Source organism: Hydrogenophaga sp., assembly GCF_041633695.1.
Lineage (GTDB): Bacteria > Pseudomonadota > Gammaproteobacteria > Burkholderiales > Burkholderiaceae_C > Hydrogenophaga.
Genome location: NZ_JBFJMY010000008.1, coordinates 1 through 13564, shown reverse-complemented (window position 1 = coordinate 13564; position 13564 = coordinate 1). Strand labels below are relative to the sequence as shown.

The 13564-nt window shown below is 64.6% G+C and carries 11 protein-coding genes; 9 read left to right on the top strand and 2 right to left on the bottom strand.

Going from position 1 to position 13564, the window contains the following annotated elements:
- Window positions 1-37 precede the first annotated feature (37 nt).
- From ABYB95_RS01080 to ABYB95_RS01050, 7 genes are all read left to right on the top strand, one after another.
- On the top strand, window positions 38-1834 hold the full coding sequence (locus ABYB95_RS01080) for an acyl-CoA dehydrogenase C-terminal domain-containing protein (RefSeq protein ID WP_372656570.1): 1797 nt from the start codon (window positions 38-40) through the stop codon (window positions 1832-1834).
- A 59-nt stretch (window positions 1835-1893) separates the two neighbouring features.
- The gene (locus ABYB95_RS01075; protein WP_372656569.1) at window positions 1894-2331 is read left to right on the top strand and encodes a DUF2147 domain-containing protein; all 438 of its coding nucleotides are present in this window, start codon (window positions 1894-1896) and stop codon (window positions 2329-2331) included.
- 142 nt (window positions 2332-2473) lie between these two features.
- On the top strand, window positions 2474-4873 hold the full coding sequence (locus tag ABYB95_RS01070) for a 3-hydroxyacyl-CoA dehydrogenase NAD-binding domain-containing protein (protein WP_372656568.1): 2400 nt from the start codon (window positions 2474-2476) through the stop codon (window positions 4871-4873).
- Between the two features lie 136 nt (window positions 4874-5009).
- A complete protein-coding gene (locus tag ABYB95_RS01065) occupies window positions 5010-5720 on the top strand; it encodes a crotonase/enoyl-CoA hydratase family protein (RefSeq protein ID WP_372656567.1) in 711 nt (236 codons plus the stop codon).
- Window positions 5721-5786: 66 nt separating this feature from the next.
- A complete protein-coding gene (locus ABYB95_RS01060) occupies window positions 5787-6992 on the top strand; it encodes an acetyl-CoA C-acyltransferase (protein ID WP_372656566.1) in 1206 nt (401 codons plus the stop codon).
- Between the two features lie 48 nt (window positions 6993-7040).
- Window positions 7041-7919, top strand: a complete 879-nt coding sequence (locus tag ABYB95_RS01055; protein WP_372656565.1) for an alpha/beta fold hydrolase — start codon at window positions 7041-7043, stop codon at window positions 7917-7919.
- Window positions 7916-8737: an acyl-CoA thioesterase gene (locus ABYB95_RS01050; RefSeq protein ID WP_372656564.1), complete on the top strand. Its 822-nt coding sequence runs from the start codon at window positions 7916-7918 to the stop codon at window positions 8735-8737. Before ABYB95_RS01055 ends, ABYB95_RS01050 begins: the two co-directional genes overlap by 4 nt.
- Window positions 8738-8771: 34 nt before the next feature.
- On the opposite strand, the gene ABYB95_RS01045 is transcribed toward ABYB95_RS01050, so the two are convergent.
- Window positions 8772-11084: a patatin-like phospholipase family protein gene (locus ABYB95_RS01045; RefSeq protein WP_372656563.1), complete on the bottom strand. Its 2313-nt coding sequence runs from the start codon at window positions 11082-11084 to the stop codon at window positions 8772-8774.
- A gap of 206 nt (window positions 11085-11290) precedes the next feature.
- Between ABYB95_RS01045 and ABYB95_RS01040 the strand changes: the two genes are divergently transcribed.
- A complete protein-coding gene (locus ABYB95_RS01040) occupies window positions 11291-12055 on the top strand; it encodes an enoyl-CoA hydratase (RefSeq protein ID WP_372656562.1) in 765 nt (254 codons plus the stop codon).
- Between the two features lie 23 nt (window positions 12056-12078).
- Here the strand turns inward: ABYB95_RS01040 and ABYB95_RS01035 are convergent, their stop codons facing one another.
- Window positions 12079-12684 carry a hypothetical protein gene (locus tag ABYB95_RS01035; protein WP_372656561.1) on the bottom strand — a complete coding sequence of 202 codons (606 nt, stop codon included), beginning with the start codon at window positions 12682-12684 and terminating at the stop codon, window positions 12079-12081.
- A gap of 85 nt (window positions 12685-12769) precedes the next feature.
- On the opposite strand from ABYB95_RS01035, the gene ABYB95_RS01030 reads away from it, so the two are divergent.
- Window positions 12770-13564, top strand: a 795-nt coding sequence (locus tag ABYB95_RS01030; RefSeq protein WP_372656560.1) for an MFS transporter, incomplete at its 3' end; no start/stop codon positions are given.

The following is a 13564-nucleotide window of genomic DNA, read 5'->3' as shown; positions in this document are numbered from 1 at the left end:
CCCGATTCCATTTTTCCAACGATTCCAGGAGCCATCCATGCCCGTTTACAACCCGCCCCTGCGCGACATGCAGTTTGTGATGCACGAAGTGTTCAAGGTCACCGACGAGTTCAAGTCGATGCCTCAGCATGCCGACACCGACGCCGAGACCATCAACGCGGTGCTGGAAGAAGCGGGCAAGTTTGCGTCCGAAGTGATCTTTCCGCTCAACATCAGCGGTGACGCCGAAGGTTGCCAACTCGACATCAAAACCCACGAGGTCACCACGCCCAAGGGCTTCAAGGAGGCCTACAAAACCTATGTGGACGGTGGCTGGGCGGCGCTGTCGTGCGATCCCGAGTTCGGTGGACAGGGCTTGCCCCTGGTGGTCAACCAGTGCCTGTACGAAATGATGAACTCGGCCAACCAGGCCTGGACCATGTACCCCGGTCTGACGCATGGCGCTTATGCCTCTTTGCACACCTATGGCACGGACGAGCAGAAAGCCACCTACCTGGCGAAGATGACCAGTGGCGAATGGACCGGCACCATGTGCCTGACCGAGCCCCATTGCGGCACCGACCTGGGCCTGATGCGCACCAAGGCCGAGCCGCAGCCCGACGGCACCTACAAGATCACCGGCAACAAGATCTTCATCAGCGCCGGTGAGCACGACATGGCGGACAACATTGTTCACCTCGTGCTGGCCCGGTTGCCCGATGCGCCCAAAGGCATCAAAGGCGTGAGCCTGTTCGTGGTGCCCAAGTACCTGGTGAACAAAGACGGTTCGCTGGGTGAGCGCAACGCCATCCACTGCGGCGGCCTCGAACACAAGATGGGCATCAAGGCCAACGCCACCGCGCAGATCGTGATCGACGCCGCCATCGGCACCATGGTGGGCGCACCGAACAAAGGCATGCAGGGCATGTTCGTGATGATGAATGCAGCGCGCCTGGGCGTGGGCAACCAGTCGCTGGGCCTGACCGAAGTGGCCTACCAGAATGCCCTGGCCTATGCCAAAGACCGTCTGCAGATGCGTTCGCTCAGCGGTGTGAAAGCCAAAGACAAGCTGGCCGACCCCATCATCGTGCACCCCGATGTGCGCAAGATGTTGTTGACCGCCAAAGCCTATGCCGAAGGCGGCCGCGCGCTGGCCATCTACAGTTCGGTGCTGCTGGAGAAAGTGCACAACCACCCCGATGAGAAAGTGCGCAAGGATAGCGACGAGATGCTCTCGCTGTTGACGCCCATCGTCAAAGCCTTTCTGACCGACAACGGTTACCAGGCCGCGACCATGTGCCAGCAGGTGTTCGGTGGCCACGGCTACATCAAGGAATGGGGCATGGAGCAGCATGTGCGCGATGCCCGCATCAACATGATCTACGAAGGCACCAACACCATCCAGTCGCTGGACCTGCTGGGTCGCAAGGTGCTGGGCGACAACGGTGCGGCATTGAAGAAGTTTGGCAAGCTGGTGGGCGCCCTGGTGCAGGAAGAGGGCGTGAACGAGAAGATGGCCGAGTTCATCAACCCGATCGCTGTGCTGGGTGAGCAGATCACCAAGTTCACCATGGAAATCGGCTTCAAAGGTTTGCAAAATCCCGACGAAGTGGGCGCGGCTGCGGTGGACTACTTGCGTGTCGCGGGCCATCTGGTGTTTGGCTACTTCTGGGCCCGCATGGCACAAGTGGCTTTGCGCGAAATCGCCGCCGGCAACACCGATCCCTTCTACCAGGGCAAGTTGCAAACGGCGCGGTTTTACTTCGCCAAGTTGTTCCCCGAGACCGCGTCCCTCATGCGCACGGCACGCGCCGGCTCGGCGGTCCTGATGGACACCGATGCGGCATTGGCCTGATTATTCCTTGGTGGTGCGTGCCCGGTTTTCGTCTGTTTGAAACCTCGATTGGAGTCATCATGAAAAAGTCTTTTTTCGCCTGGGTCTCTGTGCTGGCGTGTGCTTCGGCTTTGGCGCAGGTGTCGCCGGTGGGTCTGTGGAAGACGATTGACGACGACTCCGGCAAGGAGAAGTCGCTGGTGCGCATCAAGGAGACCAACGGCGTCTTCAGCGGCACGATCGAGAAGCTGCTGGACCCGACCACCAAGCCGGACGAGGTGTGCGACAAGTGCACCGACGAGCGCAAGGGCAAGCCGGTGCTGGGCATGACCATCCTGCGCAACCTCAAGCAGAGCGCCGACGACAAAGCCATCTACGACGGTGGCGACATCGTCGATCCGAACAACGGCAAGGTCTACCGCACCCGCCTCAAGCCCGTGGAAGACGGCAAGAAGCTGGAAATGCGTGGCTACATCGGCCCGTTTTACCGCACGCAGGTCTGGCTGCGCGTCGAATAAGAAAACACCCCCGCCGCGCTCCGCGCGACCCCCTCAAGGGGCGACACCTGCGGCCCGTCCTGAGCCTGACGAAGGGCGGTTCCGCGGTATCTCTCGACAACTACCCCTCACGCGTTGCGTGGCGTGTAAAGGAACCCGAAGAATGAACCGATTTCAAGTGAAGAAAGTCGCCGTGCTCGGCGCGGGCGTGATGGGCGCGCAGATCGCTGCGCACCTGGTCAACGTCAAGGTGCCGGTGGTGCTGTTTGACCTGCCCGCCAAGGAAGGTCCTAAGAACGGTACCGTGGTGCGCGCCGTGGAAGGCTTGAAGAAGCTCAAACCCTCGCCGCTGGGAGTGGCGTCCGGCGCCGATCTCATCGGGCAGGCCAATTACGAAGAGCACCTGGAACAATTGCGCGACTGCGACCTCATCATCGAGGCCATCGCCGAGCGCATGGATTGGAAGCACGATCTCTACAAGAAGATTGCGCCCTTTGTGGGCGAGCACACCATTGTGGCCAGCAACACCTCGGGGCTCTCGATCACGAAACTGAGCGAAGGCTTGCCCGAGGCGATCAAACCGCGTTTTTGCGGCATCCATTTCTTCAACCCACCGCGCTACATGACGCTGGTGGAGCTGATCAACACGCCGACCACCGAACCCCGGATCCTGGACGTCCTGGAGGCCTTTGTCACCAGCGGTCTGGGCAAGGGCGTGGTGCGCGCCAAAGACACGCCGAACTTCGTGGCCAACCGCATCGGTATTGCCGGCATGCTGGCGACGATGAAAGAGGTGGAGAATTTTGGTCTCACCTACGATGTGGTCGACGACCTGACCGGCAAGCGTCTGGGCCGCGCCAGCAGCGGCACCTTCCGCACCGCCGACGTGGTGGGTCTGGACACCATGGCCCATGTGGTCAAGACCTTGCAGGACAATCTGTCGCTGGAGACCGATCCGTTCTACGAAAGCTTTGGCACGCCCGAAGTGCTCAAGACCTTGATCGACATGGGCAATCTGGGCCAGAAAGCCAAGGCCGGTTTCTACAAGAAGGTCGGGCGCGACATCCTGCGCTTTGATCTGGCCAGCAAAGACTACGTAGCCGGCGGCCAGAAAGCCGACGAGGTGTATGGCCGCATGTTGAAGCGTCCTGCTGGTGAACGTTTGCGCTTGTTGCGCGACAGCGAAGGACCACAAGGGCAGTTCCTGTGGGCGATTCTGCGCAACGGGTTTCATTACGCCGCCGTGCATCTGGCCGACATTGCCGAGACCGCGCGCGATGTGGACCAGGCCATGCGCTGGGGCTTTGGCATGAAGCAGGGCCCGTTCGAGCTCTGGCAAGAAGCCGGTTGGCTGGACGTGGCGAAGATGGTTCAGGAAGACATCGAGGCAGGCAAAGCGCTGAGCAGCGCACCGCTGCCCGAATGGGTGTTCAAAGGCCCCGTGGCCGAGGCGGGTGGTGTGCACACGGCCGAGGGTTCGTGGAACCCATCGACCAAGACTTTCGATCAGCGCCGCGATCTGCCGGTGTACCAGCGCCAAGCCTTTCCCGAACTGCTGCTGGGCGAAGCCGGGCCGAAGTTCGAGACCGCCGGTACCACCATCGAAGAAAACGATTCGCTGCGCACCTGGACGCTGGATGGCGAGGTCTTGATCGCCAGCATCAAGACCAAGATGCACGCCATCAGCCCCGAGGTCTGCGAAGGCCTGATGGCCGCCATCGATCTGGCCGAAAAAGAGTACCAGGGTCTGGTGGTCTGGTCGGGCGACGAGCCGTTCAGCGCCGGTGCCGATCTGCAAGCCATGTTGCCGGCCTTCATGGCCGTGGGCGTGGCCGCGATCGAAGACGCCGAAGGTTTCATGCAGCAAACCATGCTGCGCTTGCGTTACGCCAGCGTGCCGGTGGTGTCGGCCGTGCGCGGCCTGGCCTTGGGCGGTGGCTGTGAGTTGGCGGTGTACAGCGCGCGCCGCGTGGTGCACATGGAAAGCTACATTGGCCTGGTGGAGGTGGGCGTGGGCCTGGTGCCGGGCGCCGGTGGCCTGACCTACATCGCCCGCCGCGCGGCCGAGAACGCCGAAGCCTCAACCGGCAAAGACCTGCTGCCGTTCCTGACCGAGGGCTTCACCGCCGCGGCCATGGCCAAGGTGGGCACCAGTGCGCTGGAGTCGCGCAAGCTCGGGTACGTGTTGCACAGCGACGTGATCGTGCCGCACAAGGACGAACTGCTGTTCGTCGCCATCAACGAGGCCAAGGCCTTGTTCACCGGCGGCTACCGCGCGCCCCACAAGCGCCTGTTCCCGGTGGCCGGGCGCGATGGCAAGGCCACCATTCTGGGCAGCCTGGTCAATATGCGCGACGGCGGTTTCATCAGCCAGCACGATTTCCACATCGCATCCTTGATCGCGAATGTGGTGACCGGTGGCGATGTCGAACCCGGCACGCTGGTGAACGAGGACTATCTGATGACGTTGGAGCGCCAGGCGTTCTGTTCGTTGATCGTGCACCCCAAGACGCAGGAGCGCATTTTGGGCATGTTGAACACGGGACGGCCGGGGAGGAATTAGCACACCCCCGCCGCGCTTCGCGCGACCCCCTCAAGGGGGCGATGCTGGCGGCCCGGCGGAGCCGGTTCCGCGGCATCCTGGGGTGGGGGCATCTCGCGCTGGAATGCGCTTTGGATTGACTGATTTGGAGAACGGTATGACGGATCTGGTTTCTTACGCTTTTGCCGACGGTGTGGCCACCTTGACCATGGACGATGGCAAGGCGAACGCCATGGGCCCTGCGATGCAGGCGGCATTGAATGCGGCTTTTGACCGCGCTGAGGCCGACAAGGCCATCGTGGTGTTGACCGGCCGTGCGGGTGTGTTCTCTGGCGGCTTTGATTTGGGGGTGTTCAAGGCGGGTGATCCGCGCGAGACCTTCAAGATGTTGACCGGCGGCGCCCAACTGGCGCAGCGGGTGCTGTCGTACCCGCATCCGGTGGTCGCTGCGTGCTCGGGCCATGCCGTGGCCATGGGCTTGTTTCTTTTGCAGTGCGCCGATGTGCGCATCGGCTTGAATACCGGCGCGATGTTCCAGGCCAACGAGGTCTTGATCGGTATGACGCTGCCGTACTTCGCGCTGGAGACCTGCCGCGAGCGTGTGAGCACGCCGCACCTGCACCTCGTCGGCACAGCCTTGGCCTATACCGGTGAAGACGCGGTGCGCGCGGGTTTGCTGGACGACGCGGTGGCGCCAGATGCCTTGGCTGCCGTGACGCAGGCGCATGTGGACCGTTTGAAGAAAGCGGTGCCGGCCTCGTTCACCGCGACCAAGCAGCGCTTGCGCGCCAACGTGCTCGCCGCCATGCCGCCCGCTATCGAAAAAGACATCGCCGACTGGAAGCGCCTGGGCGCCGCCAAGGCCTGATCCTTTCCCCCTATTGACCGTGGCCGTCGTTCCCCGCAACGCAACGCACACACCGAGGCATTTGCCATGAAACAAGTTCAAGACGCCTACATCGTCGCCGCTACCCGTACCCCCATTGGCCGCTCGCACAAAGGTTCGTTCAAGCACCTGCGGCCAGACGATCTGCTGGCCATCGCGCTGCGCTCGGCGCTGGCGCAGGTGCCCGGCCTGGACCCGAAGGCGATTGAAGACGTGATCTGCGGCTGCGCCATTCCCGAGGCACAGCAAGGCCTGAACGTGGCGCGCATCGGCGCCATCCTGGCCGGTCTGCCCCACAGCGTGGGCGGCATCACGGTGAACCGCTTCTGCGCCTCCGGCCTGTCGGCGGTGCAGATGGCGGCCGACCGCATCCGCGTGGGCGAGGCCGACGTGATGATCGCCGCCGGCACCGAAAGCATGAGCATGGTGCCCATGATGGGCAACTCCCCCAGTCTCTCGCCCAGCATCTTCAGCAACACCGACGACGTGGAGAGCTACGGCATCGCCTACGGCATGGGCCTCACGGCCGAGAAGGTGGCGCAGCAATGGAAGGTGTCGCGCGATGCGCAGGACGCGTTTGCCGTGCAGTCGCACCAGCGTGCCGTGCTGGCCATGAAAAACGGCGAGTTCAGCGACGAGATCACGCCGGTGGAAGTGACCGACCGCAGCGTGGACCTGGACAGCGCCGAAGTCACCACCACCACCCGCACCGTGAGCCAGGACGAGGGCGCCCGGCCCGACACCTCGCTCGATGGTCTGGCCCGCTTGCGTACCGTGTTTGCCGCGCGCGGCTCGGTCACCGCCGGCAACAGCTCGCAGACCAGCGATGGCGCAGGCGCGCTGATTCTGGTGAGCGAAGCGGCCCTGAAGCGCTACAAGCTCACGCCGCTGGCGCGTTTTGTGAGCTACGCCTCGCGCGGCGTGCCGCCGCACATCATGGGCATCGGCCCGATCGAAGCCATTCCCGCAGCGCTGAAGTACGCCGGCCTCAAACAAGACCAGATCGACTGGTACGAGCTCAACGAGGCCTTTGCCGCGCAGTCGCTCGCGGTCATCAACACGCTGGGTCTGGACCCGAGCAAGGTCAACCCCATGGGCGGTGCCATTGCTCTGGGCCACCCGCTGGGTGCGACCGGCGCCATCCGCGCCGCCACCGTGGTGCACGCGCTCAAGCGCCACAACAAGAAGTACGGCATGGTCACCATGTGCGTCGGCATGGGGCAGGGCGCGGCCGGCATTTTCGAGCGCGTGTAGACGCGCCGCCCGCGACACCGGGCGCTTGTCCACCACCAGGAGAAACACATGCGGTCTTTGGCAATCGTGGCAGACGGCGGCGCACGGATCGCGCTGCGGGTGTTCGAGCCCGCCGGTGCCGAACGGGGCAGTGTGGTGATCGGCGGCGCCATGGGCGTGCGGCAAGACTATTACGCGCCGTTTGCCCAGTGGCTGGCCGGGCAGGGTTGGCGTGTCACCACCTTCGATTACCGAGGTTCCGGCGACTCGCGCCCCGACACGCCCGGTGGTGGTCTGCGCGGTTACCGTGCCGATTTGTTCGACTGGGCGCGCGACTACGAGGCCGCCATCGACCACGCGCACGCGGCCTTGCCCGAGCGCCCGCTCTACCTCTTGGGCCACAGCCTCGGTGCGCAACTGCCCGGCCTGCTGCGCAACCCGCACAAGGTCAAAGGCTTGTTGAGTGTGGCGGCTGGCAGCGGCTATTGGCGCGAAAACGCGCCGAAGCTCAAGCGCATGGTGCCGTACTTCTGGTACCTGCTGGTGCCCTTGGCCACCCGCTTGTTCGGCTACTTTCCCGGCCGACAACTGCGCAAGGTGGGCGATTTGCCCAAGGGCGTGATGCTGCAGTGGCGCCGCTGGTGTCTGAACCCGCGCTACAGCGTGGGCGCCGAAGGCGAACACGCGCGCCTGGCTTACGCCCGCGTGCGCTATCCGGTGCTGGCGCTGTCCATCACCGACGACGAATTGATGACCCGACAGGGCACCGAGAGCCTGTTCAAGCTGTACGAAAACGCGTCGTGCGAGCTGCACGATCTGGCACCCGCCGATTGCTCGGTGCGGCGGATCGGCCACTTTGGCGCGTTCCGCAGCGAGCACCAGGCGGTGTTGTGGCCGCGCCTGCAGCAATGGCTGGCCAGTGGACTGGTGGCTCAGGAGACCGCATGAAATCGAACCCAAATCCGAACCCATTTGACGAAGCCTTGACCCTGGAGCCCTTGGCCGAAGGTCGCTACCAAGGCCACACGCACCCGGCTTTTGCCAACATGGTCGGGCCGTATGGTGGCGTGAGTGCGGCACAGGTACTGCAAGCCGTGCTGCTGCACCCGCAGCGGCTGGGCGATCCGGTGTCGCTCACCGTGAATTTTTGTGCCGCGCTGGCCGATGGACCGTTCCAGGTGCGGGCCAAGCCGGTGCGCACCAACCGCTCCACCCAACACTGGACCGTGAGCGTGTGCCAGGGCGACGACCCGGTGCTGACCGCCACCGCCTTGACCGCGCTGCGACGCGACACCTGGTCTGCCGAAGAGCACACAGCGCCCGCCGTGCCCGCGCCGCAGGCCGTGCCACAGCGCAGCGGGGCCATGCGTGTCGAGTGGCTCCAGCGCTACGAAATGCGTTTGCTGGACCAGGCCTTGCCCAGTGTCTGGGACGGTAGCGACCAGGGTCACAGCCGCACCCGCTTGTGGGTGCGCGACCAACCGCCGCGTCCGCTGGACTTTGCCTCGCTGACCGCGCTGGCCGACGTGTTCACGCCGCGCATCTGGCACCGGCGTGCCCGGCTGGTGCCGCTGGGCACGGTCAGTCTCACGGTGTATTACCACGCCAGCGCAGCACAGCTGGCGGCCACCGGCGAAGGTTATCTGCTGGGCCAGGCGCAGGGCCAGGGCTTTGGCCGGGGCTATTTTGACCAGAGCGCCCAGCTCTGGAACGAGGGCGGCACGCTGCTGGCCACCACGCACCAAGTGGTGTACTTCAAGGAATAGGCGGAGCTGCGCGAACCGGGCGTCAGGCCCCGGTTCAAGGCCGTCCCAGAAACAGGTACAGGCCGGTGTAGCCCTGGGGCGCGTGCACCACGCTCAGATAAAACGGCCCCAAGCCGGTGTCGGCGCCAAGGAACAGGCTGGAGCCCACGCGCAGCTGGTTGAAGCCGACGTCCTTGCGGTTGATCCAGGCGTTGCCCATTTCGAGCGAAGCGCCCGCGAACACCGCGCGTGCCACGCCGGTCTCGATCGGCAGGCGCTGGTAGTAGGTCAAGCGGCCAAACACCAGGTAGTTGCCCGCCACCTGACCCACCCGGTAGCCCGAGAGCTGCTGGAAACCCCCGAGCGAATACTCGTCGATGGCGCCAGACGGTATCTGGCTGGCCAGCGCCACCCGGGCCGCCGCGTTGAGTGTGTGGCGGCCCCAGGTGCGCACACCGTTCACACTGCCTTCCAGCCGCGAGAAGGCCTTGTTCTGGCCGTTGCTGTAGAGGCGGCCCAGCACCATTTCGCCCTGGGCGCGGTAGCCACGCGAAGGGAAATTGGCGTAGTCGAGCTGGTCGGCAATGACCGAGGCGCGCACGCCCAGTTCGCGCCAGTCCTGGGTGCTGATCACCTGGCCTTGGCTGGTGACGCTGCCCGACACCAGTTCGGGCACAGCCCGCCGCAGCGCGCCCACCAGGCCCAGCCGCATGTCGCCAAAGCGCCCTTGGCGGCCCAGTGGCCAGCCCACGTCGGCACCCAGTTGCAAGCCTTGCCGCCGACCGATGGCCACCGCATCGCCATCGGTATTGAACAGCTCCACCCGGCTCAGGCTGGCGTCGGCGTAGGCCGCCACGAAGCGCTCGCCCACCGCGCCCAGGGGCTGGTACAGCTCCGAATACAGGCCCAGGGTTTCGCCGATCTGGATGCGGTTGCGCCATTCGGCCCCGCTGTCGTTGAGCCAATGCCGGTTGTGGCTGACCCGCAGGTTGAAGCCGGCGCGGCCCTGGAAATCGGTGCGCAGGTCCAGGCCCAGGCGCAGGTAGTTGGGGCCCCAGCCGTTTTCTTGCAACTGGATCACCAGGGCTTCGTTGTCGCTACCGGGTTGGCGGTTCAGGCTGTAGTCCACCCGCTCGTAGTCGCCGCTGGCGGCCAGTGTCTGCAAATCGCGTTCGAGTTTCGGCACGTCCAGGCGCTCACCTGCGTTCGTGTCCAGCGTCTGGGCCAGGCGCAGCGACCGCGCCGTGCTCACACCCTCGAAACGGATCGAAGTCACCTGGCCGATGCGGGCGGCGCTGGCCTGTGTGCGCGCATCGCGCGCGCCAGCCCACTGTTGGTAGCTGGCTTCGTCGGTGGCGTAACGCGCCAGCGACGACTTCACGGTCTCCGCATAGGCGTGGCCCAATTCCACCAGCTCGGGTGCCTTGCCGAAGTCGCCCGATGTGAGCGTGCCCAGCGGTGGTGCCAGCAGCAAGTCGTCCGGTGTCAGAGTGGCGATGCTGCGCTGCACGTTCTGTTCGGTCAGGATGTTCACCATCTGCGCCGCCACGCCCAGCACCGTGCCCAGACTCTTGCGCCCCGCCAGCGGTGTGCCGATGTTGACCGCGATCACCACGTCCGCACCCATGCGGCGCGCTTCGTCCACCGGCAGGTTGTTCACCAACCCGCCGTCGCCCAGGATGCGGCCGTCGATCTCCAGCGGCGCAAACACGCCGGGCACCGACATGCTGGCCCGCAGCACCCCGGCCATGTCGCCATGGTCGAACACCACCGGTTGGCCGGTTTCCATGTCGGTGGCCACCGCCCGAAACGGCGTGGGCAGGCCGTCGAAACTGGCGAGGTGGCGGGTGGACAGCGTGTAGCGCCGCAGCAGCATTTCCAGCGAGCGGGTCGACACCGCACCCGACGGCAGCACGAAGGCACCGTCCCGAAAACCGAGCTTGAGCACCGGTGACAGTTCGAAGTCTTCTTCTTTGCGGCGTTGTGACAGCAACTGGCGCGGTTCGCGGCTGTTGAACAGGCTGTCCCATTCAACGCTCAGCAGCTCGCGCTCCAGCTCGTCGGCGCCCATGCCGCTGGCATACAGGCCGCCGATGATGGCGCCCATGGAGGTGCCGACCACAAAGTCCACCGGCACCCGCGCTTCTTCCAGTGCCTTGAGCACGCCGATGTGCGAAAACCCGCGCGCGCCGCCGCCCGACAGCACCAGGGCAATGCGTGGGCGCGGTTTGCCGGTTGCTGCGCCGACTGCGGCCGTGTGCTGGGAAGCCGATTCGGCGGCGGTGTTGGCCCAAGCCCATGCGGGCAGGCCGGCCAGCAGCGCGCCGCTCAGCCACAGGGCCAGATGGTGAAAAATTGTGCGTTTCATGCGGTGGGATGGCAGCCAGTGGCGTGCCCGGGGACAGGCACCAGCCAAGTGTAGGGGTGCTTGCGAGCAAGCAGGCGCATGTGGGCGGGGTTCTGTCGCGCATTGGGCAGCCGAACCCTGACGGCGTGCGGCATTCGTGTTAACTTGCTTTTTTTATTTTCGGCCAGCCGGCTTGCCGCGTTTGGTCACAACAGCGGACACTTCCCATGAGCGACATCCTGGCCCACACCGAAGACGGTATTTGCACCCTGACCTTCAACCGCGTCGACAAGAAAAACTCCATCACCGCAGCCATGTACGCGGCGCTGGCCGACGCGCTGCAAGCCGCCCAGGACGATGCGGCCGTGCGCTGTGTGGTGTTCCAGGGCCATGAGACGGTGTTCAGCGCCGGTAACGACATCGGCGATTTTCTGAACCAGCCGCCCGCCACCACGGAATCCCCGGTGTTCCGCTTTCTGCGCGGCATCGCCCAGTTCCCCAAGCCCTTGATCGCGGCCGTGTGTGGCCCTGCGGTGGGCATCGGCACCACCCTGCTGCTGCATTGCGATCTGGTGTACGCGGGCGACAACGCCGCATTCTCCATGCCCTTTGTCAATCTGGGCTTGTGCCCGGAGGCCGCATCCAGCCTGCTGGTGCCGCAGATGATGGGCTACCACCGCGCCGCCGAAGCCTTGCTGCTCGGCGAACCCTTCATGGCCGAAGCCGCACTCGAAGTGGGCCTGGTCAACCGGGTATTGCCACCGTCAGAGGCCGCGAACTATGCCCAGGCGGTGGCGCGCAAGCTGGCCGCCAAGCCGATCAGCGCCTTGGTGGAAACCAAACGCCTGCTCAAGAAAGGCCAGACGGCCCAGGTATTGGCGCAGATGGACGAAGAGGGCCAGAGCTTTGGCCGCATGCTGCGCGAGCCCGCTGCCCGCGAAGCCTTTGGTGCCTTCATGGAGCGGCGCAAGCCCGATTTTTCCAAGCTCTGAGTCGCAGGCTTTGGTCGCCGGTTTCAGCCCGCGACCAAGGCTCGGTAGGCCTCGCGGGTGTCGGGCGACACCGCGGCCAACAACTGCGCGTAAGTGGTCTGGTGCCGCGCCAGCATGCGCGCCGACGCCACGGCTTTCGAGCGGCAATACCAGTGGCAGGTGTGCTGAAACAGGAACAGCTCGGCCGAGAGCGTGAAGGCCTTGTCGCGCAGCGTATCGGCTTGCTGGTTTTGCGCCGCCCGGGCGATGCCATGGGCATGGATGGCCAGGGCCTTGCGCAGATCGAACGAGACACCGGGCAAGAGTTTCTGCACCAGCGGTAGGGCCAGCGGCAGCTTGCTGACCCGCGCCTGCTGCTCGTCCACCGCCGAAAAGGCCAAGGCCAGGCGCTCGATTTGCCCGCACAACAAGATCTCGGTGCTGGCCAGCATGCTCCAGATCTGCTGGCGCCGTTCGGCATCGTTTTCACCCAAGGCCCGCAGATAGCCATCGGTGAGCGTGCGCATCAACTTCTCGAGCTGGTACTTTTGCAGATAACTGCCCAGCAAAACGATGCGTTGACGCTGTTCGGTGGTTTTGATGGCGTAAGCGCCCAGGCCGATCAACAACAGCCAAACGTAAATTTCCATGCGTGTATTGTCCCGTGCTTTTTCAAGCCGCCACAATCGCGACTGCCGAACCCGGTATTGCGCGGTTGGGCCGACGGACTTCCACATGAAAACCGACCCGCTTTCGCGCGCCAAATTGCCAGCCAGTATCTGGGCGCTGGGCTGCGTCAGCCTGCTGATGGACGTGTCGTCCGAACTCATACACAGCCTGTTGCCGGTGTTTTTGTTCACCACACTCGGCGTGTCGGCGCTGGCCATCGGCTTGCTCGAAGGATTGGCCGAGGCCACGGCGCTGATCGTGAAGGTGTTTTCGGGCGCCCTGTCCGACTATTGGGGCCGGCGCAAGCCTTTGGCGCTCCTGGGTTATGGATTGGGGGCTTTGTCCAAACCGCTGTTCGCCCTGGCGGGGGGCTTGGGGCTGGTGGTGGCCGCGCGCCTGATCGACCGGGTCGGCAAGGGCATTCGAGGCGCGCCGCGCGATGCGCTGGTGGCCGATCTTGCGCCACCCGGGCAACGCGGCGCGGCCTTTGGTCTGCGCCAGTCGCTGGACACGGTGGGTGCGTTTCTGGGGCCCCTGCTGGCCATGGCGCTCATGCTGCTGTGGGAGAACGATTTTCGCGCCGTGTTCTGGGTCGCTGTGGTGCCCGCGGTGTTGTCGGTGGCGCTTTTGTTCTGGGGCGTGCAAGAGCCCGAACGCCCGCGCTCCACGAAACGCAGCAACCCGATCTCGCGCGCAAACATCCGGCGTCTGCCGCCCGCCTATTGGTGGGTGGTCGGCATGGGCGCGTGTTTTACCCTCGCCCGTTTTTCCGAAGCCTTTCTGGTGACGGGCCTGCTCTTCACTCTGACGCTGCCACCAACCATTCCTCTCTGGCAGGTAGCAATCGGCATCAGTTTTGGT